Consider the following 24,806-nt stretch of genomic DNA (forward strand, 5'->3'; position numbering starts at 1 on the left):
TTTAGGGGTCCCTTACCGGAGCTCGTGCCACACTCTTGAGTTGCTATGGACATATCCGGGACCCACCTCAGAGCGCTGCGCGCGGCGTTGTTCACGGCACTGGTCGTGACGCTCAGCTCCGCGTCGCACGTGCTGCTGTCGCGGGTCCCGCTGCCCGCCGGCACGGTGGCCGTGGTCGCGGTGGCCGTGTTCGCGCTGGCCTACGCGCTGGCGGGCGGTGAGCGGCGCTTCGGCCGGATCGCCGCGCTGCTGATCCCGCTGGAGCTGGCCGCGGACACCCTGTTCACCACGGGGCAGCACCTCTGCTACGGCGCGGCGGGCGGCCCGGTCGCGGGCCCCTTGCGCTCGGTCGGCTGGGACGTGCTGTGCGGCAACCGCGCGAACGTGGGCACCCCGCTGGCCCGGATGACCGGCACGGACACCGACCGGCTCCCGGCGGTCCTCGCCCACGCCGACCCCGCCACCGCCTGGCTGCTGCTCGCCGCGCACGTGGGGGTCGGCCTGCTGGCCGCCGCCTGGCTGCGCCGGGGCGAGCGGGCCCTGGCCCAGCTGGTGCGGGCGGTGACCGCGACCACGTTCCGTCCGCTGCTGCTGGCCGTCGCCGCGGTGGCCGTCCGGCCGGGCGGCCCGGTCCGCCGGCTGCCGCGCCCCGTCCGCCGTACGGCCGCCGTCCGCGGCCCCCTGGTCGCGCACTCCCTGGGACGACGCGGACCGCCCCGCCCGGTGGCGTTCGCCTGACCCTCGTGGCCGAACGGTCACGTCAGGCGCGCGCCCGAGCACCGGCAGTCCCCTTCCACTTCCCGCGCGCACGACGGCGCGCGCGTCATCCCCGGAGATCATCACCATGAGCAAGCGGAACACCCAGGCGGCCAAGACGGCGGCGCGCGAGCGGCTGCGTGCCGAGCGCGAGCGTGAGGCCAAGCGGGCGAAGGTCAAGCGGCAGCTCACCGTCGCGGTGTCGGCCGTGGCCGTCCTCGCCGCGGCCGGCGGCATAGGCTACGCGGTCGTCCAGGCCAACAAGCCGGGCTACTGGGAGGCCGCCAAGGACGCCAAGCTCGTCAAGCCGGCCAACACCACCGGCACGGACGGCACCACCGTCGTCATCGGCAAGAGCAGCGCCGCCAAGACCCTGGTCATGTACGAGGACCCGCGCTGCCCGGTGTGCGCCTCGTTCGAGCAGGCCGTCGGCGGGAACGTCAAGAAGGACCTGGACCAGGGCAAGTACAAGATCCAGTTCGTCGGCGCCACCTTCCTCGACAAGGGTCTGGGCGGCGAGGGCTCCAAGAACGCGCTCAGCGCCCTGGGTGCCGCGCTCAACGTCAGCCCCGAGGCGTTCCTTGAGTACAAGACCGCGCTGTACTCGGTGAAGTACCACCCCAACGAGCGGGACGACAAGTTCAAGGACGACGCCTACCTGATCAAGATCGCCGACACCGTTCCGGCCCTGAAGGGCAACGCGGCCTTCCAGAAGGCCGTGAAGGACGGCACCTACGACCGGTGGGCGCTGGAGGAGTCGAAGGTCTTCGACAAGGACGGCATCGAGGGCACTCCGACCCTGAAGATGGACGGCAAGACGCTGACGGGCGCCGACGGCAAGAACGCGCCGATGACGGTGGACGAGTTCACCACCGCGATCGACAAGGCGCTCAAGGGCTGAGCCGGTGCGCCGGGGCCGTCCCCGGCGCACCCCACCGGAAACCCAACAGCGGGCGAACTTTTGCCGGTTCGCCCGCTGTGGCGCATACCGATCAGTAACCTGATCGGTCGTGACCAGTCGATACAGAGCTGCTTCCGACCTCGCCCACGAGGCGAACTCCCTTGCCCCTCGCCGCCGTACGGTCGTCAAGGCCGCGGCGGCGACGGCTGTGCTGGCCGGCCCGCTGGCCGCCGCCCTGCCCGCCCGTGCCGCCTCCGCCGCGCCCGCCTTCCTGCACGGCGTGGCCTCCGGCGACCCGCTGCCCGACGGCATCCTGCTGTGGACCCGGGTGACACCCACCCCGGAGGCGATACCCGGCTCGGGGACCGGCCCGGACACCGAGGTCGAGTGGGTCGTCGCCACGGACCGGGCGCTGACGAGCATCGTCGCCAAGGGCTCGGTCACCGCGACCGCCGCCTTGGACCACACGGTGAAGGCCGATGTGCGCGGCCTGAAACCGGCCACGGACTACTACTTCCGCTTCTCCGCCGGCGGCACCGACTCCCCCGTCGCCCGCACCCGCACCGCGCCCGCCGCCGACGCGGCCGTCGCGAACCTCCGTTTCGGTGTGGTCTCCTGCGCCAACTGGGAGGCCGGTCACTTCGCGGCGTACCGCCATCTCGCGGCCCGCTCCGACCTGGACGCCTGGCTGCACCTCGGCGACTACATCTACGAGTACGGCTCGGGCGAGTACGCGGCCCGCGGCACGGTCGTACGGCCGCACGCGCCCGCGCACGAGATCCTCACCCTCGCCGACTACCGGATCCGGCACGCGACGTACAAGACCGATCCCGATCTGCAGGCGCTGCACCTGCGGGCGCCGGTCGTGGCGATCTGGGACGACCACGAGTTCGCCGACAACGCCTGGTCGGGCGGCGCGAACAACCACACCGAGGGCGCCGAGGGCACCTGGGCGGCGCGTCAGGCCGCCGCCAAGCAGGCGTACTTCGAGTGGATGCCGGTGCGCCCGGCGCTCGCCGGCACCACCTACCGGCGGCTGCGCTTCGGCAAGCTGGCCGACCTGTCCCTGCTGGACCTGCGCTCCTTCCGCTCCCAGCAGGCGTCCACCGCCTCGGGCTCGGTGGACGACCCGGACCGCACGCTCACCGGCCGGGCGCAACTGGACTGGCTCAAGGCGGGTCTGAAGGCCTCGGACACCACCTGGCGGCTGGTCGGCAACTCGGTGATGATCTCGCCGTTCGCCATCGGCTCGCTCTCGGCGGACCTGCTCAAGCCCCTGGCCAAGCTGCTCGGGCTGCCGCAGGAGGGGATCGCCCTCAACACCGACCAGTGGGACGGCTACACGGACGACCGGCGCGAACTGCTGGCCCATCTGCGCGCCAACGCCATCCGCAACACCGTCTTCCTGACCGGCGACATCCACATGGCCTGGGCCAACGACGTGCCGGTGGACGCGGGGACGTACCCGCTGTCCCCGTCGGCCGCCACGGAGTTCGTGGTCACCTCCGTGACGTCCGACAACCTCGACGACATCGTGAAGGCGCCGGAGGGCACGATCTCCGCGATCACCTCGCCGGTCATCCGCGCCGCCAACCGGCACGTCCACTGGGTCGACACCGACCGGCACGGCTACGGCGTGCTGGACCTGACCGGCGACCGGGCGCAGATGGACTACTACGTGCTCTCCGACCGCACCGACCCGGACGCGACGTCCTCCTGGGTCCGCTCCTACCGCACCCGCAGCGGCACGCAGAAGGTCGAGCGCACCTACGACCCTGTGTGACAGCCGTGAGCGAGGGTCGATTTTCAGCCAACCCAACGACTTCATTGAACGGCTGACTTTCCAACCCCCGTGCCGAGTGGGTGGTGTGATCCGCAGTCGAATCCGGACACACCACCCACCCCCGTACAGGGGTATCCCTATGAGCCGATCTGGCCTGATCACTGCTCTTCGAGCTTGGTCATGTGCACGTAATCTCCGGGCCACGGCACAGGAAACCCCCCTGCGCCGCAACCCCACCGCCTCCACCAGGAGACACCCATGCGTGCGCTCGCCCGGATATCCCCCTCCACGCGCAGACGCCTGCTCGGCACCGCCGCCGTGGCCGGAACCCTGCTGCTCTCCCCGCTGTCGGCCCCGACCACCGTCGCCGCCGCCGGTGCCCCGGCCGCCGCCTGCGCCGACAGCGGCAACGCCGCCGCCCGTGAGGCCCGCCCCGCGGCCGGACAGCACATCGCCGAGCCCAACGAGGTCACCGACGCCAAGGCCAAGGCCATGGACGCCGACCTGCACAAGAAGCTCGACCAGCTGCGCACCAGCGGCCGCAGCGCGCTGGCGGCCACCTCGGCGACCATCCCGGTGTACTTCCACGTCATCCACGACGGCGCCGCCGGCAACCTGAGCTCGACCGACATCAACGCCCAGATGAACGTGCTGAACGCGGCGTACGCCGGCCAGGGCACCGGCAACAACGACTCCGGCTTCCAGTTCACCCTGGCCGGCACCGACTACACGGACAACGCCGCCTGGTACAACCTCACCGACGGCTCGGCCGAGGAGAAGGCGATGAAGACCGCCCTGCGCAAGGGCGGCGCCAACGCGCTCAACATCTACACCGCCAACCTCGGCGGCGGGCTGCTCGGCTGGGCCACCTTCCCCAGCTCCTACAAGACCAGCCCGTCCATGGACGGCGTGGTCATCCTGGACGCCTCGCTGCCCGGCGGCTCCGCCGCCAACTACAACGAGGGCGACACCGCGACCCACGAGGTCGGCCACTGGATGGGCCTGTACCACACCTTCCAGGGCGGCTGTAACGGCAACGGCGACTACGTCGACGACACCCCCGCCGAGAAGAGCGCCGCCTACCAGTGCCCGACCGGCCGCGACACCTGCGCCAGCAAGCCGGGCGCCGACCCCATCCACAACTTCATGGACTACACGTACGACTCGTGCATGTACCAGTTCACCTCCGGCCAGGTGACGCGCATGCAGCAGAGCTGGGCGGCCTACCGCGCCGCGGGCTGAGCCTGACCTACAGATCGCCGAGGAAGCCGAGCGCCACCCGCCAGGTGGCCTCGGCCGCCTCCGCGTCGTAGTCCGGCAGACCGGGGTCGGTGTAGAGATGGCCGGCCCCGGCGTACCGGTAGACCTCGACGTCCGCACCCGCGCGGCCCATCTGCAGATACCAGGCGCTCAGCCAGTCGTCCGTCTCGAACGGGTCCGGCTCCGCCACGTGCAGCTGCACCGGCAACTCGTCCACCTGGGCGTTCGGCGCGATGTCCGAGGTGCCGTGCAACAGCAGCAGCCCGCGCGCCTTGTCGTCGCCCAGCGCGAGCGTCTGCGCGATGGACGCGCCGAGCGAGAAACCGGCGTACACCAGACCCCGCTCCGAGTACGGCGCGGCGGCCAGCACGGCCCGCTTGAGCAGCTCGTCCTTCCCGATCCGCTCCTTGTGCTCCATGCCCTCCTCGACCGTCTCGAAGGTGCGCCCCTCGAAGAGGTCCGGGGTCCACACCTCGTGCCCGGCCTCCCGCAGCCGGTCGGCGGCCTCGCGCACCGCGGGGCGCAGGCCATAGGTCGAGTGAAAGAGCATGATGTTCATGGACCCATGGTGCCGTACCCACCTCGGCCGAGAACTCACATGTTCGTGACCCGCCACGGCCGGTTACGTTCGTGGGCATGGAGAACGTACTCCGCCCGCTGATCGTGATCGGCGGCTCGGTCGTGCTCACCCTTGCCATCGGCTGGGCGACGGACCGGCTGCTGCAGAAGGCCGACGCCAGGAACCCGCACACCCCGCTGTGGGGCCTGCTGCGCCGCGGCCGCATCCCCTACCAGCTCGTGCTGTGCGCGGCCCTGCTCAGAGGCTCCTATGTGGAGGCCCGGGTGCTGCCGCACCACCGGGTCGGCGTCGGGCAGACGCTGACCCTGGTGCTGATCGGATCGGCCGCCTGGCTGGTGATCCGGATCGCCGCCGCGATCGTCGAGACGTCCTACACCCGCTACGCCAGCGCCCGTATGCACCGCGACCCCGCACGGGTCCGCCGGGTGCGCACCCAGGTGACGCTCATCATGCGGGTGGTCTCGGCGCTGGTCGGCGTGGTCGCGGTCTCGGCCATGCTGCTCACCTTCCCCGAGATGCGCGCGGCCGGCGCCTCACTGCTGGCCTCCGCCGGCATCATCGGCGTGGTCGCCGGTGTCGCCGCCCAGTCCACGCTCAGCAACATGTTCGCCGGCTTCCAGATCGCCTTCGGCGACATGGTCCGCATCGGCGACACGGTCGTCGTGGACGGCGAGTGGGGCACGGTCGAGGAGATCACGCTCACCTTCCTGACCGTACGGACCTGGGACGAGCGCCGGATCACCATGCCGGTGTCGTACTTCACGTCCAAGCCGTTCGAGAACTGGTCACGGGGCACCCCCCAGATGACCGGCACCGTCTTCTGGCACCTGGACCACTCCGCGCCGATCGAGGAGATGCGCGAGAAGCTGCGGGACATCCTGCGCGAGTGCCCGGCCTGGGACGGCCGCGACTACGGCCTGGCCGTCACCGACTCCACCCCGAACACCCTCCAGGTGCGGGCCCTGCTCACGGCCAAGGACGCCGACGACATCTGGACGGCCCGGGTCACCGTCCGCGAGCAGATGATCGCCTGGCTGTGCGCCGAGCACCCCTACGCGCTCCCCCGCGTCAACACGGCGGACGCCGTCCCCCCACCCGGCGTGCCCCGAACCCGCACCTCCCCCGACGGCACACGCCGCGCCTACGAGCCCCCACGCACGGGCCAGGGCCGCGGCTGACGACAACCGCAGTGACGACCGGCCGCAGGGCGCTACACCAGCCACGACGCAACGGCAAGGGGCCGCCGCAGGCACCCCCCGTCAATGCCCCCGCTCCGCACCCCCATTGACCTGAATGATCTGCGAAGTGACATGCGCGGCCCCCGCCGAGGCCAGCCAGTGCAGCGTGGCCGCCACATCCCCCGGCGTCCCGGCACGCCCGTTGGAGGTCTCGGCGGTCAGCTGCGCCCGCCGCTCCTCCGTCATCGTCCCCCCGAAGAACTCGGTGTCCTCGATATACCCCGGCGCGACGACGTTCACGGTCACCCCCCGCGGCCCCAGCTGCCGGGCGAGATCATGGGCGTACGGATGCAACCCGGCCTTGCTCGCCGCGTACGCCCCGCTGCCGGACCCCCGGTACGCGGCGATGGAGCTGAGGAAGAGCACCCGGCCACCAGGATCGGCGAGCCGGTTCTTGAGCGCCTCCGTCAGCAGCACCGCCGTGAGCGTGTTCTGCCGGAAGTTCAGGTTCCAGTCGTAGGCGACCCGCTCCAGCGGATCCTCGCTCTCACTCGCCGGCTCCAGATAGCCCGCCCCGCCCGCACTGTGGATCAGCACATCCACCGTGCCGAACTCCTCGGCGACGAACCGCTCCACCCGCCGCACGTCGGCCGGCTCCCCGAGGTCGGCCGTGAAGGTCAGCGCCCCCGGCACCCCGGCCTTCTCCAGCACCTCGGCCCGGCGCCCGAGCAGCAGCACCCGGTCCCCGTCCCCGGCGAACACCCGCGCCGCGGCAAGCCCGATCCCCGTTCCTCCACCACTGATCACGACATTGCGAGTCATGATCCGATCATAGGCACCCGGCTCCCTGAGTACGTGTCAGCGAAGTGAACGCACATCCAGGTGCCGCAGCACCCGGTCCACGATCTCCGGATCGGCCCCCGGCTCGCTGCGCGCCGCCAGCACCTCGTGCCGCGCCGCACTCAGCATCTCCTGCTGGATCCGGCGCACCCGCTTCAGCCGCCGCACCCGCTGCTGGTGCGCCTCACGCCGCTCCTCCTCGCCGATGTCCGGGCTGATCCGCACCCCGATGTCGAACGCCCGCCGCAGCATCTGCTCGCTGAGCTCCTCCGGCAGCTCCTCCACCGACTCGATCTCCCGCAGCCGCCGCTTGGCCGCCTTGGCCGCGCGCACCGCCAGCTCCTTCTCGAACTCCTTCTCCCGCTCGGTGTCGGCCCGCACCCCGAGCCGCCTGACCAGCCACGGCAGGCTCAGCCCCTGCACCAGCAGCGTCGCCATGATCACGCCGAAGGCGATGAACACGATCTCGTCCCGGTCGGGAAAGGGCAGACCGTCCTCCGTCTTCAGCGGCACGGCCAGGGCCAGCGCCACGGAGGCCACCCCGCGCATCCCGGACCACCACATGACGACGGTCTCCCGCCAGCTCATCGGGATGTCCTCGTCGTAGTCGCGCTTGGCGTGCAGCCGCTTGGTCAGCCAGGTCGCCGGCAGCAGCCACGCCAGCCGGACCAGCACCACCACACCGACGACGGTCCCGGCCCAGCCGAGCATCTCGCCCCACCGCCCGGACGCGGTGCGGATCGCGTTGTGCAGCTCCAGGCCGATCAGCCCGAAGGCGACGCCGGTGACGAGGGTGTCGACGATGTCCCAGAAAGTGTGCCCGGCGAGCCGGGTCATCACGTCGTCGGCGTCCGCCGCGTACTCGGCGAGGAACAGGGCCGTCATCAGCACGGCCAGCACCCCCGAGCCGTGCAGCTCCTCGGCGAGCACATAGGAGGCGTACGGCACCAGCAGGGTCAGCCCGATCTGCAGGGTGGCGTCGCCGAGCAGGTCCATCAGCTTGTTCGCGCCCCAGCCGAGCGCCAGGCCCACCGCGACGGCGACCACGGCGGACAGCAGGAAGTCCAGCCCGGCCCGCCACGGCGAGAAGGTGCCGCTCACGGCGGCGGCGATGGCGACGTGGTAGAGCACGATGGCCGTCACGTCGTTGAACAGGCCCTCGCCCTCCAGGATCGACACCAGCCGGCGCGGCAGCCCCAGCTGCCCGGCGACGGCGGTGGCCGCCACCGGGTCGGGCGGCGCGACCAGCGCGCCGAGCGCCACCGCGGCGGCGACCGGCAGCCCGGGCACGATGGAGTGGGCGACGGCCGCCACACACACCGTGGTGACGAACACCAGCGCGACCGCCAGCAGGAAGATGGGCCGTCGGTTGGCCGCGAACTGCCGCCAGGACGTCCGGCGCACGGCCGCGTACAGCAGCGGCGGCAGCAGTGTCGGCAGGATCAGATCGGGCGGGATGTCGACGTTGGGCACGAAGTCCAGTACGGCGAGGACGACGCCCAGGATCGTCATCAGCACCGGCGCCGGCAGCCCCCACCGGTCCCCGACCGGGACGCTCACCACGGCCCCGAGCAGCAGCACGAACAGCAGGGCCAACTGATCCACGGTCAGCGCTCCGGGGGGCTAGACGATCTGGAGCATCCAGATGTCCAGCGTGCCACGGCTGCGGCTTTCGTCGCCTCGCAGCGCGCTCGCGGCGGTCACAGCGTGCGGCGCATCGCCCGGTGCGGGATGCCCGCGTCCGGGAACTCGGGGCCGTACACCTCGTAGCCGAGGCGCTCGTAGAAGCCCAGCGCGTGCGTCTGCGCGTGCAGGTCCACCGCGCTCAGGCCACGCGCGCGTGCCGCCTCCTCGATGGCGCGCACCAGCGCCGCGCCGACGCCGAGCCCGCGCGCCGCCTGCGTCACGGCGAGCCGGCCCAGGGAGCCGACGTCCGGGTCGCCGCCGTTCTTGGCCGCGGCGGCCTCGCCGTACAGCAGCCGGCCGGTGCCGAGCGGCACGCCGTCCGCGCGGATCGCGAGGACGTGCACGGCGTCGGCGTCGTAGGCGTCGTACTCGATGTCCTCGGGCACGCCCTGCTCGTGGACGAAGACGTCCTTGCGCACCGCGAAGCACGCCTCGCGGTCGGCGGGGTCCTCGGCGACCCGGACCTCGTAGCCGTCCCCGCTCATGCGTAGGTCTCCGCGCGGACCTGGTCGAGGGCCTGCTGCAGGTCCTCGGGGTAGTCGCTGGCGAACTCCACCCACTCGCCGCTGCCGGGGTGCTCGAAGCCGAGCCGTACGGCGTGCAGCCACTGGCGGGTGATGCGCAGCCGCTTGGCGAGGGTGGGGTCGGCGCCGTAGGTGAGGTCGCCGACGCAGGGGTGGCGGTGGGCGGCCATGTGCACGCGGATCTGGTGGGTGCGGCCCGTCTCCAGCTTCACATCGAGCAGGGAGGCCGCGCGGAACGCCTCGATGAGGTCGTAGTGCGTGACGGACGGCTTGCCGTCGGCGGTCACGGCCCACTTGTAGTCGTGGTTCGGGTGGCGGCCGATGGGCGCGTCGATGGTGCCGCTGGTCGGGTCCGGGTGACCCTGGACCAGGGTGTGGTAGCGCTTGTCGACCGTGCGCTCCTTGAACTGGCGCTTGAGCGACGTGTACGCGTACTCGGACTTGGCGACCACCATCAGGCCGGACGTGCCGACGTCCAGGCGGTGCACGATGCCCTGGCGCTCGGCCGCGCCGGAGGTGGAGATCCGGTAGCCGGCCGCGGCCAGCCCGCCGATGACCGTCGGGCCGCTCCAGCCGGGGCTGGGGTGGGCGGCGACACCGACCGGCTTGACGATCACGACGATGTCGTCGTCGTCGTGCACGATCTCCATGCCCTCGACCGGCTCGGCGACGACCTGCACCGGCGCCGGCGCCTGCGGCATCTCGACCTCCAGCCAGGCCCCGCCGCTCACCCGCTCCGACTTGCCGACCACCGACCCGTCGACCGTGACCTTCCCGGCCGCGGCCAGCTCGGCCGCCTTGGTACGGGAGAAGCCGAACATGCGGGAGATGGCGGCGTCGACGCGCTCGCCCTCCAGGCCGTCGGGCACGGGCAGGGTACGGATCTCGGGAATCGTGCTCACCCGTCGAGTATGCCGGACGGCTCCGACAGCCCCGAACGCCCGTCCTGGCGGCTCAGTCCTTGTGGACGGTGCCGTCCGGGTCGAGGCCCCGGAACGACAGCAGCACGATCAGGATGCCGCCGCACACGATCGCCGAGTCGGCCAGGTTGAACACGGCGAAGTGCTTGGGCGCGATGAAGTCCACGACCGCGCCCTCGAACACGCCCGGCGAGCGGAAGATCCGGTCGGTGAGGTTGCCGAGCGCGCCGCCGAGCAGCAGGCCGAGCGCGATCGCCCAGGGCAGGCTGTACAGCTTGCGCGCGAGCCGGGCGATGACGACGATCACCACCGCGGCGATCATCGTGAAGATCACGGTGAAGGCCTCGCCGAAGCCGAACGCGGCGCCCGCGTTGCGGATCGCATCGAGCTTCAGCCAGTCGCCGACGATCTCGATCGGCGCGTGGTGCTCCAGCTTGGCGACCACGACCATCTTGCTGACCAGGTCGACCAGGTACGCGAAGGCGGCGACCGCGAACAGCACGGCGATCCGCCGCCTGCCCTGGGGCCGCGCGTCGGCGCCGGCCCGCCCGTCCGAACCGGACGACTGGTCCGGTTCGGATCCCGGCGCCTCAGGAGTCTCCGGCGTACCGATGATGCGCTCCGCCTCTGCCACGTGAGTCCCTCAACCTAGGTACCTGACTGAGGACGAGGGTACGGCACGCCCATCGGCGGGCCGATACCCATCAGTACCTGCGCTCCTGCTTCTGCTTGCACTCCACGCACAGGGTGGCCCGCGGGAACGCCTGCATGCGGGCCTTGCCGATCGGGTTGCCGCAGTTCTCGCACAGGCCGTAGGTGCCCGCGTCGAGCCGTTCCATGGCGTGCTCGATCTGCGTGAGCATCTCGCGCGCGTTGGCGGCCAGGGCCAGCTCGTGCTCACGGGTGATGTTCTTGGTGCCGGTGTCCGCCTGGTCGTCGCCGGCGCCGTCCCCGGAGTCCCGCATGAGCCCGGCCAGGGACTTCTCGGACGAGTCGAGCTCCGCGCGCAGCCGGTCCCCCTCGGCCTGCAGCTCGGCGCGGGCCTCGGCGACCTCCTCGGGGGTCCAGGGGTCCTCGCCGGGGCGCACGGCCAGGTCGCCGGGCTCCGCCGCGGCGAGGCGTGCCTTGGGAACGGCGGTCTTGGCCGCCGTGGCCGTGCCAGGAGTCTTCTTCGCAACCACCTTCGTGGCTCCCGTCTGCTCCGCGGCCGCAGCCGCGCCCACCTTCTTGGCCGTGCTCTTCTTACGGGTCGTGCTACGGGTCGTACTCGTGCCGGCACCGTCGGCACCGGCGTGGGTCCTGACCTCGGCCGCTGTCCTCGGTGCGGTCTTCGGCGCAGGGGTCTTCCTGGTCGGGGCCGATCCGGGCGCGGTCTTCTTCGCCGCGGACTTCCTGGCCGGGGTCTTCTTGGCCGTGGCCTTCTCGGCCTGGGTCTTCTTGCCGGCCATCTTCTTCGCGGTACCCTCGGCCACCGCCGTGGTCTTCTTCGTCGTCGCCTTCTTCCCCGTCGCCTTCTCCTCCGTGGTCTTCTTCTCCGTGGTCTTCTTCACGGCCGTCTTCTTCACGGCCGTCTTCTTCGCGGCCGTCCTCTCCCCAGCCGCCTTCTTCGCGGCCGTCTTCTTGCCGGGCGCCGTTTCCGCGGTCGCCTTCTTCGCCGGGGCCGTCTTCTTCGCCGTCGTCTTCTCTGCCCCGCCGGGCCGAGCGGCAGCCGTCTCCCGCTCGACCGTTTCGGCCGGGGGAGCCTTCTTCGCGGGCGTCTTCTTCGCCGTGGCCTTCTCGGCGGGGGTCGTCTTCGTGGGGGCCTTCTTCGCGGGGGCCGCCTTCTTCGCCGGGGTCTTCTTCACCGCGGCATTCCTGGTGGCCGCCTTCCCGGCGTCCGCCCGTGCCGCGACCGTCTTCTTCCCGTTCACGTCCTTGGCCGCACCGGCGGAGGCCTGTGTGGACCTGTGGGACGCCGACTGCTGTACGGCGGTCTTCTTCGCCACCATGGCCGCGGCCCCTTCACATATTGTGATCTTGCTCGCGAATCGTGCTGGGACGATAAATCGACTTGAGTCCCGCGGCAACGGGGCACGCCGCCCGATTCGCCCGGCCCGCGCCCCCCCGCGCGGCAGGTCTGCATGCGTTGTGCCCAGCTCTTCGCCGGGTATGCCGCGCAACCGCGGGTACCGGTTTCCGGCCACCGGGCACATGCCCATTCGGGTCACCCGGCGCGGCCCCGCCCTCCTCGGCCCGGTCGCCGGAAAAGCGGTCGGCCGCTGTCCGCGCGGCGCCGTACACTGGGCGGAGCGAAAAGCGTGGATGGGGACGAGTAGCGGCGTACGCAGCCCAGAGCGACCCGGGGACGGTGTGAGCCCGGGGGCGAGCGCGACGTGAAGATCACCCCGGAGCCGCCGGAAGAACACCCCGCAGGGGCCAGTAGACCCGGCATCGCGACCCTAATGAGGGGGCTCACCGGCGCATACGGCGCACCGGAGGGCCAAGGAGGGTGGTACCGCGGGAGCGCGCCGACAGCGGCGCAGGGCACGACACAGGCTCTCGTCCCTCCGACGGAAGGCAGAAAGTCCGCCGGAGGAAGATCGATGACGACGTACCGCCAGGTGCCCGCTCAGGTCGACCTGCCCGCCCTTGAGCACGCAGTGCTCGACTTCTGGCGCGAGCAGAAGATCTTTGCCAAGAGCCTGGAGCAGTCCGAGGGCCGCCCCGAATGGGTGTTCTACGAGGGCCCGCCCACCGCCAACGGCATGCCCGGCGCGCACCACATCGAGGCGCGCGTCTTCAAGGACGTCTTCCCGCGCTTCCGCACCATGCGCGGCTACCACGTGGCCCGCAAGGCCGGCTGGGACTGCCACGGCCTGCCGGTGGAGCTGGCGGTGGAGAAGGAGCTGGGCTTCTCCGGCAAGCAGGACATCGAGGCGTACGGCATCGCCGAGTTCAACGCCAAGTGCCGCGAGTCCGTGACCCGGCACACCGACGCCTTCGCCGAGCTGACCACCCGCATGGGCTACTGGGTCGACCTCGACGACGCCTACCGCACCATGGACCCCGAGTACGTGGAGTCCGTGTGGTGGTCGCTGAAGGAGATCTTCAACAAGGGCCTCCTGGTCCAGGACCACCGCGTCGCCCCCTGGTGCCCGCGCTGCGGCACCGGTCTGTCCGACCACGAGCTGGCCCAGGGCTACGAGACGGTCGTCGACCCCTCGGTCTACGTCCGCTTCCCGCTGACCTCCGGCCCGCTGGCCGGCGAGGCCGCGCTGCTGGTGTGGACGACGACCCCGTGGACCCTGGTGTCCAACACGGCGGTCGCCGCGCACCCCGAGGTCACCTATGTCGTCGCGACCGACGGCGAGGAGAAGCTCGTCGTCGCCGAGCCGCTTCTCGGCAAGGCGCTCGGCGAGGGCTGGGAGACCACCGGCCAGACCTTCACCGGCGCCGAGATGGAGCGCTGGACCTACCAGCGCCCCTTCGAGCTGGTGGAGTTCCCCGAGCGGGCCCACTACGTGGTCAACGCCGACTACGTCACCACCGAGGACGGTACGGGTCTGGTCCACCAGTCCCCCGCCTTCGGTGAGGACGACCTCAAGGTCTGCCGTTCCTACGGCCTGCCGGTGGTGAACCCGGTCCGCCCCGACGGCACCTTCGAGGAGGACGTCCCGCTGGTCGGCGGCGTCTTCTTCAAGAAGGCCGACGAGAAGCTCACCGAGGACCTCGGCGAGCGCGGCCTGCTCTTCAAGCACCTGCCGTACGAGCACAGCTACCCGCACTGCTGGCGCTGCCACACCGCCCTGCTGTACTACGCGCAGCCCTCCTGGTACATCCGCACGACGGCGATCAAGGACCGTCTGATCGCGGAGAACGAGCAGACCAACTGGTTCCCGGAGACGGTCAAGCACGGCCGCTACGGCGACTGGCTGAACAACAACATCGACTGGGCGCTGTCCCGCAACCGCTACTGGGGCACCCCGCTGCCGATCTGGCGCTGCGAGGACGGCCACCTCACCTGCGTCGGCTCGCGCGCGGAGCTGTCCGAGCTGTCCGGCACCGACCAGTCCGGCCTTGACCCGCACCGCCCGTACATCGACGACGTGACCTTCGCCTGCCCGCACGAGGGCTGCGGCAGCACGGCCACGCGCGTGCCGGAGGTGATCGACGCCTGGTACGACTCGGGCTCGATGCCGTTCGCGCAGTGGGGCTACCCGTACAAGAACAAGGATCTGTTCGAGAGCCGGTACCCGGCGCAGTTCATCTCCGAGGCGATCGACCAGACCCGCGGCTGGTTCTACACGCTGATGGCCGTCGGCACGCTCGTCTTCGACAAGTCGTCGTACGAGAACGTCGTGTGCCTCGGCCACATCCTCGCCGAGGACGGCCGCAAGATGTCCAAGCACCTGGGCAACATCCTGCAGCCGATCCCGCTCATGGACCAGCACGGCGCGGACGCGGTGCGCTGGTTCATGGCGGCCGGCGGCTCCCCGTGGGCGGCACGCCGCGTGGGCCACGGCACCATCCAGGAGGTCGTCCGCAAGACGCTTCTCACGTACTGGAACACGGTCGCCTTCCAGGCCCTGTACGCGCGCACGTCCGGCTGGTCGCCGAGCGAGGCGGACCCGGCCCCGGCCGAGCGCCCGCTGCTGGATCGCTGGCTGCTCAGCGAGCTGCACGCGCTGACCGACCAGGTCACGCAGGCGCTGGAGGCGTACGACACCCAGCGCGCCGGCAAGCTGCTCTCGGCGTTCGTCGACGACCTGTCCAACTGGTACGTGCGCCGCTCGCGCCGCCGGTTCTGGCAGGGCGACAAGGCGGCGCTGCGCACACTGCACGAGGTGCTGGAGACCGTCACCAAGCTGATGGCGCCGATCACCCCGTTCATCACCGAGTGGGTGTGGCAGGACCTGGTCGTCCCGGTCACCCCGGGTGCGCCGGAGTCGGTGCACCTGTCCTCCTGGCCGGAGGCGGACCTGTCGGCGATCGACCCGGGGCTGTCGAAGCAGATGGTCCTGGTCCGCCGGCTGGTGGAGCTGGGCCGGGCCACGCGCGCCGAGTCCGGCGTCAAGACGCGCCAGCCGCTGTCCCGAGCGCTGATCGCGGCCGCCGGCTTCGACACGCTCGACCCGGAGCTGCACACGCAGATCACCGAGGAGCTGAACGTCTCCGGTCTGGCCTCGCTGTCCGAGGTCGGCGGCTCGCTGGTCGACACCACGGCCAAGGCCAACTTCCGGGCGCTGGGCAAGCGGTTCGGCAAGCGGGTGCAGGACGTGGCGAAGGCCATCGCGAACGCGGACGCGGCGGCGCTGTCGCTGGCGCTGCGCGAGGGCACGGCGTCGGTGGAGGTCGACGGCGAGACGGTCACCCTCGCGCCCGACGAGGTGATCATCACGGAGACCCCGCGTGAGGGCTGGTCGGTCGCGTCGGACGCCGGTGCGACGGTGGCGCTGGACCTGGAGATCACGGAGGAGCTGCGGCAGGCGGGCCTGGCCCGTGACGCGATCCGCCTGATCCAGGAGGCCCGCAAGAACAGCGGGCTGGACGTCGCGGACCGGATCGCGCTGCGGTGGGTCTCGACCGACCCGGCCGTTGTCGCCGCGCTGGCCGAGCACGCTGCCCTGATCGCCGAGGAGGTCCTGGCGACCGACTTCGCCCAGGGCGAGGCCGACGACAGCTTCGGTGAGCCGTTCACCGACGAGGGGCTGTCCCTCACGTTCCGGCTGAAGAAGGCGTAAGCGCCCGGCGCATCGAGAAGGGCCCGGTCTCCCGTCGGGAGGCTGGGCCCTTCGTCGCAACCCGCGTAAAAAGGGCGGGCCCCCAGGACCGAAGTCCAAGGGGCCCGCCCTTATGACGTTGCCGACGCCGTTGTCGTACTCGTCTCAGCGACCCGTCAGTTGTCGTCCTCGTCGATCAGGAAACCGCGCATGGGCGACGGGGCCTGGCCCATCGGGGACGGGCCCTGCGGGCGGACCGGTGCCATCGGCTGGGTCATCGCCGGCGACATCTGCTGCTGACCGCCGTAGGACGGGGCGGACGGACCGGAGTTGCCGCCCATCGTCTGGTTGCCGCCGTACGACGGGGCGCTCGCGCCGGCCGGGGCCATGGAGGGCGCCGGGGACGGCGGCAGCGACGCGGTCGCCGGGGTGCGCGGCGGGGCCAGCGAGTCGTCGGCCTGGGTCTCCAGCTGACGCAGCTGCGACTCCAGGTACGACTTCAGTCGCGTGCGGTACTCGCGCTCGAAGCCGCGCAGGTCCTCGACCTTGCGCTCCAGCGTGGCGCGCGCGGACTCCAGGGAGCCCATGGCGACGCGGTGCTTCTCCTGCGCGTCCCGCTCCAGCGCGTCGGCCTTGGCCCGGGCGTCCCGCTCAAGACCCTCGGCACGCGAACGCGCCTCGCCGACGATCTTGTTGGCCTCCTGACGGGCCTCGGCGATCGCCTGGTCGGCGGTCTGCTGGGCCAGCGACAGGACACGGGCGGCGCTGTCGCCACCGGGACCCTGGCCGGGGCCGCCCATGGGACCGCCCATGGGGCCGCCCATCGGGCCACCGGGGCCCATCTGGCCCTGCATCGGACCCTGGCCCATCGGACCGGGGCCCATCTGGCCGGGACCCTGCGGACCCTGACCACCCGGACCGGCCGGGAGCTGCGGGGCACCGCTCGGCAGCTGGGGCGGGCCGCCCATGGGGCCGCCCATCTGCTGCTGCGGCGGGCCCGATATGCCGGCGGGCACCGGAGCGCCGGGGCCTCGCATGCCCTGCGGCGGCTGCTGCTGGTCCTGCTGCTCCGGAGGCTTGCGCATGTTCTGCTGGTTCTGCGCGGCCGCGCGCGTGGCGGCGGCCAGCTTGGCGCGCAGGTCCTCGTTCTCGCGGAGCAGGCGGGTCAGTTCGGCTTCGACCTCGTCGAGGAAGGCATCGACCTCGTCCTCGTCATAGCCTTCTCGGAGGCGGACGGTCGTGAACTGCTTGTTCCGCACGTCCTCGGGGGTCAACGGCATCTCTTCACCTCAACGTAGTCATCGGCAGTCGGCAAGACCGTATCGTCCACATTCACCTCGCGAAGCTGCCCACGATGGAGATCAGGATGTAGACGATGATCATCAGTACGAAGAAGGACAGGTCGAGCGCCACGCCCCCGAGACGCAGCGGCGGAATGAACCGCCGCAGAAGCTTCAGCGGTGGATCGGTGACAGTGTAGGTGGCCTCCAGGACGACCACCATCGCCTTGCCGGGTTGCCACGAGCGGGCGAACTGGAAGACGTAGTCCATGACCAACCGGAAGATCAGCACGATGAGGAAGACCATCAGCGCGATGTAGATCACCTGCGCGAACACGCTCATGGCTGGTGCTTCCCTCTCCCCTGTTTCGTACTGCGTTCCGGTCGTGCACGTCTCAGCTCTGGTTGAAGAACCCGCCTTCTGCGATGCGGGCCTTGTCCTCCGCCGTGACATCGACGTTAGCAGGCGACAACAGGAACACCTTCTGCGTCACCCGCTCGATGCTGCCGTGAAGACCAAACACCAAACCGGCCGCAAAGTCGACAAGTCGCTTCGCGTCTGTGTCATCCATCTCAGTCAGATTCATGATCACCGGCGTACCCTCACGGAAGTGTTCCCCGATGGTACGGGCCTCGTTGTAGGTCCGCGGGTGAAGCGTGGTGATCCGGTAAGGCTCTCGTTCCGACACGACCTTGGGCATGATCACCGGTGCGTTCTTCTCCAGGGACTGACGTTCTTGTGTGATGGATGACACGGGCGCGATGCGCGCCGGGCGGCTGGATTCCGCGGGGAGCGAAGCGGCGCGCGCCACCGGCTCGCGGGGAGCGGGCGGTTGGACGATTCGCACCTCTTCGTCCCTTTGGGACTGGTGTGCACCGTGCGACTGGTGGGACGGCTCATGCCGTCGGTGATCCCGTTCGGGCTCCGGGTCCAGCTCGGGCTCGAAGTCGTCATCGGGGTCGAATCCCCGGCCGTCGTACCCATCGTCCTCCACGAGGCCGAGGTAGACCGCCATCTTGCGCATCGCGCCGGCCATGCTCTGAGTCCTCCGCTCTGTGGTGGATCGGCTGACGCTGCCGAGTGCCTGCGATCCACGTGGTCCTTCTGCCCGCCTTTCAGCGGAAATGACCATATTTTCTGCTGTGGTCCGACTTCTTGGCGACGTTACCCGAGCCTGGGGCGGACTCCGAGTACCGCAGTGCCGACGCGTACATGTGTCGCCCCGGCCGCCACGGCCTCTTCGAGGTCCGCACTCATCCCTGCCGAGACCATGGTTGCAGCCGGATGGGCTCGGCGCAGGTCAGTCGACAAATCCATCAACCGCTCGAACGCCGCGCGTTGGCGGCCCGCGTACTCGCCCGTGAGCGGGGCGACCGTCATCAGGCCGTCGAGCCGCAGCCCCGGCGAGGCGGCGACGAGGCCGGCCAACTCCTCGACCCCCTCGGGCGCCACCCCGCCGCGCTCGCCCCGCCCGCTCGCGCCCGCGTCCAGCGCGACCTGCAGCAGGCACCCGATCTCGCGCCCGGCCCGTACGGCCTCCTTCGACAGGGCCGTGACGAGCCGGGAACGGTCGACGGACTGCACGACATCCGCGTAACCGACCACGGAGCGCACCTTGTTGGTCTGCAACTGGCCGACGAAGTGCCACTGCAGGGGCAGATCCGAGCATTCCGCGGCCTTGGGCGCCGCGTCCTGGTCACGGTTCTCGGCGACATGACGCACACCGAGCTCCGACAGGATGCGCACATCGCTCGCCGGATAGGTCTTGGTGACCACGATCAGGGTCACCTCGTCACGTCGGCGCCCGGCCGCCGCGCACGCGGCGGCGATGCGCTCCTCCACCTTCGCCAGGTTTCCGGCGAGTTCGTCCTTACGGTCCGTCATGCCCCATCAGTCCAGCCACACATAGCCCGCGAGCCGCCCGGTGGTGCGGTCGCGGCGGTACGAGAAGTGGTCGCGCGACTCGCGCGTGCACACCGCAGACTGCTCCCGGTCGCGCACCCCGAGCCGCTCCAGCTGCGCGTGCACCCCGGCGCTCACGTCGAGCGCCGGCGTGCCCCAGCTCGTCTCGGCGTACGCCGCCGGCTCGACGGCACTCACCTCGGCGCGCATCTCCTCGGGCACCTCGTAGCACCGGCCGCACACCGCGGGTCCGGTGCGGGCGACGATCCGGGACGGATCGGCACCCAGGTCCATCATCGCGCGTAGCGCGGCGGGGACGACCCCGGCGACCATGCCGGGCCGCCCGGCGTGGGCCGCGGCGGCGACGCCGGCGACCGGGTCGGCGAGCAGCACGGGGGTGCAGTCGGCGGTGAGCACCGCGAGGGCGAGGCCGCGCCGGGTGGTGACGATCGCGTCCACCTCCGGGACGGGCCGCTCCCCCCACGGCTCGTCGACCACGGCGACGGCGTCGCCGTGCACCTGGTTCATCCACACCACCCGCGCCGCGTCCAGTCCGAGGGACTTCGCGGCCAGCTCGCGGTTGGCGGTGACGGCGGCGGGGTCGTCGCCGACCGCGCCGCCGAGGTTGAGCTCCTCGTACGGAACGGCGCTCACCCCGCCCCACCGGTCGGTGAAGGCGAAGTGCGCGCCGTTCACGGTGTCGCGCTGTCCTATCACTTCAGGAAGTCCGGGACGTCCAGCTCCTCGGCCGCGCTGTCCGAGTAGCTCCGGGGCGCCGGGGTGATGGGCGGGGCGACCGGGATGTCGGGCTCGGGAGCGGGCGCGGGCTCCGGCTCCTCCTTGGGCTTGACGCTGCCGAGCGAGCCGAAGGCCGGGCGGTTCTCGGGCTGCCGTACCGGTGCGGGCTCCTCGCGCTTGACCGAGGAGGAGCCGAGGACGGTGTCCCGCTTGGCCGGGGGCTGGCCGCCGTCGAAGCCGGCCGCGATCACGGTGACCCGGACCTCGTCGCCGAGGGCGTCGTCGATGACCGCGCCGAAGATGATGTTGGCCTCGGGGTGGGCGGCCTCGCTGACCAGCTGGGCGGCCTCGTTGATCTCGAACAGGCCGAGGTCGGAGCCGCCGGAGATGGACAGCAGCACGCCGCGGGCGCCGTCGATGGACGCCTCCAGCAGCGGGGAGGAGATCGCCATCTCGGCCGCGGCCACCGCGCGGTCGTCGCCGCGGGCCGAGCCGATGCCCATCAGGGCCGAACCGGCCTCGGACATGACCGACTTGACGTCGGCGAAGTCGAGGTTGATGAGGCCGGGGGTGGTGATGAGGTCGGTGATGCCCTGGACACCGGAGAGCAGGACCTGGTCGGCGGACTTGAAGGCGTCCAGGACCGAGACCTGGCGGTCCGAGATGGACAGCAGCCGGTCGTTGGGGATGACGATGAGGGTGTCGACCTCTTCGCGCAGTTCGGCGATGCCGTCCTCGGCCTGGTTCGCGCGGCGCCGTCCCTCGAAGGTGAACGGGCGCGTGACCACGCCGATGGTGAGGGCGCCGAGCGAGCGTGCGATGTTGGCCACGACGGGCGCCCCGCCGGTGCCGGTGCCGCCGCCTTCACCGGCCGTCACGAAGACCATGTCGGCCCCCTTGAGGACCTCCTCGATCTCCTCGCGGTGATCCTCGGCGGCCTTGCGGCCGACGGCCGGATTGGCTCCGGCGCCGAGTCCCCGGGTGAGTTCACGGCCGACGTCGAGCTTGACGTCGGCGTCGCTCATCAACAGAGCTTGCGCGTCGGTGTTGATGGCGATGAACTCGACGCCCTTGAGACCGACCTCGATCATCCGGTTGATGGCATTGACACCACCGCCGCCGACACCGATGACTTTGATGACTGCGAGGTAGTTCTGCGGTGCTGCCACGTCGAAGGCCTCTCGCCTCGAGTTACGTGTCGCCGTCTCGCGTTGTGGCGCGCTCCGGCGACTGATGCCGAATGGGACGGTCCGAATCGCCGACCCGAACCCTAACCCTGAAGTTTAGGGTTACCAGTGTGTCCGTTCCTTGGAGTCTTCTGAACAGGACACTAAGTCGACAAGTGGCGCACGTTCAACGAACACGCCGAACCTCCCGTTTTTCTTTTCACCCTATGTGATCAGCCGTAGCGCTGCCCAACCAGGGTGCTGGCCTGCGCGGATGTGCGTCAACTCCCCGCTGACGCGGGGGCGGTGGGAACGCTGACGTCGAAGTGCCGTGCGCGCGGGGCGGCTTTCATGAGCGCGGTCAGGGTACGGGCCTTGAGGCGGCCCTTCTCGGCGCTGCCCCACGCCACGGTGCGGCCGCCGCTCAACTCCAGCGAGATGTCGTCGTAGGAACGGACCTTGACCGCCCGGGCGTCCCGGGCGACGGCGGCCGGAAGGGAGGCCGCCACCGAAACCGCTTCCCGTACCAGCCTGCTCTCCCCGAAGCGGCGCAGACTGGCGGTGGCCGAACCCGGCTGGGCGGTCATCAATTGCAGCAGCGGAACGTTTTTGACGGGCTCGGAAATCGTGGCAAAACGGACGCCTTCATCGTCCACTTCCACGAAGTCCCTGCCATTTTGGACGAGAAGAACCGGAGTCCGTTCCGTCACTTTCAGCGCGATTCCGTGCGGCCAGGAACGCTCCACGTCCACCGAGTCGATCCGCAGGAGTTCCCGGCGCAGCCGCGCCTCGATCGCGTCCGTGTCGACCGACACCAGCGGCGCCCCGAGCGGCACCCGGGCCGCCTCGCGCACCTGCTGCGGCGTCAGTTCGCGGGTTCCGGAGACGGTGACCCGCTCCACGCGCAGCCACTGGGAGCCGTACAGGGCCCAGACGGTGCCCGATCCGAGGAGGACGAGGGCCAGCGCGAGAACGATGATCATACGAACCCGGCGCCGCCCCAGCCTGCGGGCCAGGGGCGGGCCGGACGACTCCTGCTGGCGTTCACCGCGCTCGGCGGTCGTCGGTCCGGCCACGCTCCCTGCCCTTTCGTCATACGTGCCTAACGGTGTGCACGATGCGCGGCGATCGCCTCGTACACCATGCCGACGAGGAGGTCGTCGGCGTCCCGGCGGCCGAACTCGGCGGCGGCGCGGGACATCTGGTACAGCCGGTGCGGGTCGGCGAGCACGGGCAGGACGTTCTGCTGCACCCACTCCGGGGTGAGGTCCGCGTCGTCGACCAGCAGACCGCCGCCGGCCTTGACCACCGGCTGGGCGTTCAGCCGCTGCTCGCCGTTGCCGATGGGCAGCGGGACGTAGGCGGCCGGGAGTCCGACGGCGGAGAGTTCGGCGACGGTCATCGCGCCCGCGCGGCAGAGCATCATGTCGGCCGCGGCGTACGCGAGGTCCATCCGGTCCAGGTAACTTACCGGGATGTAGGGGGGCATCCCCGGCATCTGGTGCACCTGCGGCAGTTCGTTCTTCGGGCCGACCGCGTGCAGGATCTGGATGCCGGCCTGCTGCAGCCAGGGCGCGACCTGCTGGACGACCTCGTTGAGGCGGCGGGCGCCCTGCGAGCCGCCGGAGACCAGCAGCGTGGGCAGGTTCGGGTCGAGCCCGAACATCGCGCGCGCCTCGGGGCGCACCGCGGCCCGGTCCAGGGTCGCGATGGAGTGGCGCAGCGGGATGCCGATGTAGCGCGCGTTGCGGAGCTTGCTGTCCGGGGTGGCCACGGCGACCTGGGCGGCGTACCGCGAGCCGATCTTGTTGGCCAGGCCGGGGCGCGCGTTGGCCTCGTGGATCACGATCGGCACGCCGAGGCGCTTGGCGGCGAGGTAGCCGGGCAGGGCGACGTATCCGCCGAAGCCGACCACGACGTCCGCCTTGGTGCGCTCCAGGATCTGCTCGGCGGCCTTGATCGTGCCGCGCAGCCGGCCCGGGACGGTGATCAGCTCGGGCGTGGGCTTGCGTGGCAGCGGTACCGCCGGGATCAGCGCGAGCTCGTAGCCCCGCTGCGGCACGAGCGTGGTCTCCAGGCCGCGCTCCGTGCCCAGGGCCGTGATCCCCACGGTCGGGTCCTGCCTGCGCAGGGCGTCCGCGAGGGCGAGCGCGGGCTCGATGTGGCCCGCGGTGCCCCCGCCGGCGAGTACGACATGCACCGAAATTCACCGCTCTCCGGACGAGCGCACCGCCGAGGTGCGCCGTCGCATCGTGTTCCATCTCCGAGGCCCCGAGGGGCCCCCAGCCCCCCGCTTTCTACCAAAGCGGGGTTGCCGCATCGCAAGCGCCGCCCGCGCAGCGGGATCGTCACGCGCGAAGGCGATCAGCAACCCGATGGCGAACATGGTCGGCAGCAGGGCGGATCCCCCGTAGGAGAACAGCGGGAGCGGGACACCGGCGATCGGCAGCAGGCCGAGCACCGCACCGATGTTGATCACCGCCTGGGCGGTGATCCAGGTGGTCACGCCTCCCGCGGCGTACCTCACGAAGGGGTCCTCCGTGCGTCCGGCCACGCGGATACCCGCATAGCCTAGAGCCGCGAACAGGGCGAGCACCGACAGTGTCCCCGCCAGACCCAGCTCCTCACCGGTGACCGCGAAGATGAAGTCGGTGTGCGCTTCGGGGAGTTGGCCCCATTTTTCCACACTGGCACCGAGCCCGGAACCGAACAGTCCGCCGGAGGCGAGGGCGTAGATCCCGTGCACGGCCTGCCAGCAGCTGTCCCCAGGCCCGGGGTCCGTGGCGCCGATGCAGGCCAGGCGGGCCATCCGGTTGGGGCTGGTCTTGATCAGGACCACACCGATCAGGGCGGCGATCGACAGGACGCCCACGAACATCCTGGTCGGGGCCCCCGCGAGCCACAGCAGGCCGAAAAGGATCGCCGTGAGGATGATCGCCGTGCCCATGTCGCCGCCGAGCATGATCAGCCCGAGCAGCAGGAACGCCATCGGCACCAGCGGGACCAGCATGTGCTTCCACTGGTTGAGCAGGTGCTTGTCCTGCTTGCGCGCCATGAGGTCGGCGCCCCACAGCACCAGCGCCAGCTTGCCGAACTCGCTCGGCTGGATCTGGAAGGAGCCGCCGAGCGAGATCCAGTTCTGGTTGCCGTTGACCGCCATCCCTATCCCCGGCACCTGCACCAGGGCCATCAGGAAGACCGCGCCGGCCAGGATCGGGTAGGCCAGCGCCCGGTGCAGCTTCACCGGCATCCGCGAGGCGACGTACAGCAGCGCCCCGCCGATCACGGCGGCCAGCAGTTGCTTGCGGAAGAAGTAGGAGCCGGTCAGGCCCATCTGCAGCGCGGTGATCTGGGAGGCCGAGTAGACCATCACCAGGCCGAGCACGGTGATCAGCGCGCTGCCGCCGAGGACCAGGTAGTAGGCGGTCAGCGGCCGGTCCCAGGCCCGCCGGGCCCGCGCGTACGCCCGGGTCACCGCGTTGTCGCGCGGTGGCCGGGGGGCGGTGGGCCGGCGCACGGCCCGCTGCACGGGCGGCCGGCCGGTACGGCTACTGGGCATCAGCGCCTCCGCTGCGCATCGCGCGTCCCACGC

The 24,806-nt window shown here is 70.9% G+C and carries 22 protein-coding genes; 6 read left to right on the forward strand and 16 right to left on the reverse strand.

Annotation, left to right across the window (positions count from 1 at the left end; all coding sequences use genetic code 11):
• Window positions 1-45 precede the first annotated feature (45 nt).
• The 4 genes from C3489_RS18560 to C3489_RS18575 all read left to right on the forward strand — a co-directional run bounded on the left by C3489_RS18560 (window position 46) and on the right by C3489_RS18575 (window position 4,682).
• Window positions 46-738, forward strand: coding sequence for a hypothetical protein (locus tag C3489_RS18560; protein ID WP_103782977.1), 693 nt, complete (start codon window positions 46-48; stop codon window positions 736-738).
• A 106-nt stretch (window positions 739-844) separates the two neighbouring features.
• Entirely contained in the window at window positions 845-1,657 is an 813-nt protein-coding gene (locus tag C3489_RS18565; protein WP_103782978.1) for a thioredoxin domain-containing protein, read from the forward strand.
• Window positions 1,658-1,766: 109 nt separating this feature from the next.
• Window positions 1,767-3,440 (forward strand): alkaline phosphatase, encoded by a 1,674-nt coding sequence (locus tag C3489_RS18570; protein WP_103782979.1) that lies wholly within the window; start codon window positions 1,767-1,769, stop codon window positions 3,438-3,440.
• A gap of 258 nt (window positions 3,441-3,698) precedes the next feature.
• Window positions 3,699-4,682 (forward strand): zinc metalloprotease, encoded by a 984-nt coding sequence (locus C3489_RS18575; RefSeq protein WP_103782980.1) that lies wholly within the window; start codon window positions 3,699-3,701, stop codon window positions 4,680-4,682.
• Between the two features lie 7 nt (window positions 4,683-4,689).
• On the opposite strand, the gene C3489_RS18580 is transcribed toward C3489_RS18575, so the two are convergent.
• Window positions 4,690-5,259: a dienelactone hydrolase family protein gene (locus C3489_RS18580; protein WP_103782981.1), complete on the reverse strand. Its 570-nt coding sequence runs from the start codon at window positions 5,257-5,259 to the stop codon at window positions 4,690-4,692.
• A gap of 77 nt (window positions 5,260-5,336) precedes the next feature.
• Between C3489_RS18580 and C3489_RS18585 the strand changes: the two genes are divergently transcribed.
• Window positions 5,337-6,458 carry a mechanosensitive ion channel family protein gene (locus tag C3489_RS18585; protein ID WP_103782982.1) on the forward strand — a complete coding sequence of 374 codons (1,122 nt, stop codon included), beginning with the start codon at window positions 5,337-5,339 and terminating at the stop codon, window positions 6,456-6,458.
• A gap of 81 nt (window positions 6,459-6,539) precedes the next feature.
• Here C3489_RS18585 and C3489_RS18590 read toward each other — a convergent pair whose 3' ends face one another.
• The 6 genes from C3489_RS18590 to C3489_RS18615 form a co-directional block, all read right to left on the reverse strand.
• Window positions 6,540-7,280, reverse strand: coding sequence for an SDR family NAD(P)-dependent oxidoreductase (locus C3489_RS18590; protein WP_103782983.1), 741 nt, complete (start codon window positions 7,278-7,280; stop codon window positions 6,540-6,542).
• A 36-nt stretch (window positions 7,281-7,316) separates the two neighbouring features.
• The gene (locus C3489_RS18595) at window positions 7,317-8,903 is read right to left on the reverse strand and encodes a Na+/H+ antiporter (RefSeq protein ID WP_103782984.1); all 1,587 of its coding nucleotides are present in this window, start codon (window positions 8,901-8,903) and stop codon (window positions 7,317-7,319) included.
• Between the two features lie 95 nt (window positions 8,904-8,998).
• Entirely contained in the window at window positions 8,999-9,469 is a 471-nt protein-coding gene (locus C3489_RS18600; RefSeq protein WP_103782985.1) for a GNAT family N-acetyltransferase, read from the reverse strand.
• Window positions 9,466-10,410 (reverse strand): RluA family pseudouridine synthase, encoded by a 945-nt coding sequence (locus C3489_RS18605; protein WP_103782986.1) that lies wholly within the window; start codon window positions 10,408-10,410, stop codon window positions 9,466-9,468. The genes C3489_RS18600 and C3489_RS18605 overlap by 4 nt, the downstream gene beginning before the upstream one ends.
• A gap of 52 nt (window positions 10,411-10,462) precedes the next feature.
• The gene (lspA, locus tag C3489_RS18610) at window positions 10,463-11,062 is read right to left on the reverse strand and encodes a signal peptidase II (protein WP_103782987.1); all 600 of its coding nucleotides are present in this window, start codon (window positions 11,060-11,062) and stop codon (window positions 10,463-10,465) included.
• A gap of 70 nt (window positions 11,063-11,132) precedes the next feature.
• Window positions 11,133-12,416, reverse strand: coding sequence for a TraR/DksA family transcriptional regulator (locus C3489_RS18615; RefSeq protein ID WP_103782988.1), 1,284 nt, complete (start codon window positions 12,414-12,416; stop codon window positions 11,133-11,135).
• A gap of 594 nt (window positions 12,417-13,010) precedes the next feature.
• Between C3489_RS18615 and ileS the strand changes: the two genes are divergently transcribed.
• Entirely contained in the window at window positions 13,011-16,148 is a 3,138-nt protein-coding gene (gene ileS, locus C3489_RS18625; RefSeq protein WP_103782989.1) for an isoleucine--tRNA ligase, read from the forward strand.
• 155 nt (window positions 16,149-16,303) lie between these two features.
• Here the strand turns inward: ileS and C3489_RS18630 are convergent, their stop codons facing one another.
• The 9 genes from C3489_RS18630 to ftsW all read right to left on the reverse strand — a co-directional run bounded on the left by C3489_RS18630 (window position 16,304) and on the right by ftsW (window position 24,773).
• Window positions 16,304-17,407 (reverse strand): DivIVA domain-containing protein, encoded by a 1,104-nt coding sequence (locus C3489_RS18630; RefSeq protein WP_181139730.1) that lies wholly within the window; start codon window positions 17,405-17,407, stop codon window positions 16,304-16,306.
• Window positions 17,408-17,459: 52 nt separating this feature from the next.
• Window positions 17,460-17,750 carry a YggT family protein gene (locus C3489_RS18635; RefSeq protein WP_103782990.1) on the reverse strand — a complete coding sequence of 97 codons (291 nt, stop codon included), beginning with the start codon at window positions 17,748-17,750 and terminating at the stop codon, window positions 17,460-17,462.
• Between the two features lie 52 nt (window positions 17,751-17,802).
• Window positions 17,803-18,444: a cell division protein SepF gene (locus C3489_RS18640; protein WP_103782991.1), complete on the reverse strand. Its 642-nt coding sequence runs from the start codon at window positions 18,442-18,444 to the stop codon at window positions 17,803-17,805.
• Window positions 18,445-18,572: 128 nt separating this feature from the next.
• Window positions 18,573-19,292, reverse strand: a complete 720-nt coding sequence (locus C3489_RS18645) for a YggS family pyridoxal phosphate-dependent enzyme (protein WP_103782992.1) — start codon at window positions 19,290-19,292, stop codon at window positions 18,573-18,575.
• 6 nt (window positions 19,293-19,298) lie between these two features.
• Complete coding sequence (pgeF, locus tag C3489_RS18650; protein ID WP_103782993.1) at window positions 19,299-20,027, reverse strand: peptidoglycan editing factor PgeF; 729 nt, start codon at window positions 20,025-20,027, stop codon at window positions 19,299-19,301.
• Entirely contained in the window at window positions 20,024-21,217 is a 1,194-nt protein-coding gene (ftsZ, locus tag C3489_RS18655; RefSeq protein WP_103782994.1) for a cell division protein FtsZ, read from the reverse strand. Before ftsZ ends, pgeF begins: the two co-directional genes overlap by 4 nt.
• Before the next feature lie 278 nt (window positions 21,218-21,495).
• Window positions 21,496-22,290 carry a cell division protein FtsQ/DivIB gene (locus tag C3489_RS18660; protein ID WP_103782995.1) on the reverse strand — a complete coding sequence of 265 codons (795 nt, stop codon included), beginning with the start codon at window positions 22,288-22,290 and terminating at the stop codon, window positions 21,496-21,498.
• Between the two features lie 26 nt (window positions 22,291-22,316).
• Window positions 22,317-23,414: an undecaprenyldiphospho-muramoylpentapeptide beta-N-acetylglucosaminyltransferase gene (gene murG, locus C3489_RS18665; protein WP_103782996.1), complete on the reverse strand. Its 1,098-nt coding sequence runs from the start codon at window positions 23,412-23,414 to the stop codon at window positions 22,317-22,319.
• Window positions 23,415-23,420: 6 nt separating this feature from the next.
• Window positions 23,421-24,773 carry a putative lipid II flippase FtsW gene (gene ftsW / locus C3489_RS18670; RefSeq protein WP_103782997.1) on the reverse strand — a complete coding sequence of 451 codons (1,353 nt, stop codon included), beginning with the start codon at window positions 24,771-24,773 and terminating at the stop codon, window positions 23,421-23,423.
• Between the last annotated feature and the right edge of the window lie 33 nt (window positions 24,774-24,806).

This window comes from Streptomyces sp. Ru71 (assembly GCF_002920535.1).
Classification (GTDB): domain Bacteria; phylum Actinomycetota; class Actinomycetes; order Streptomycetales; family Streptomycetaceae; genus Streptomyces.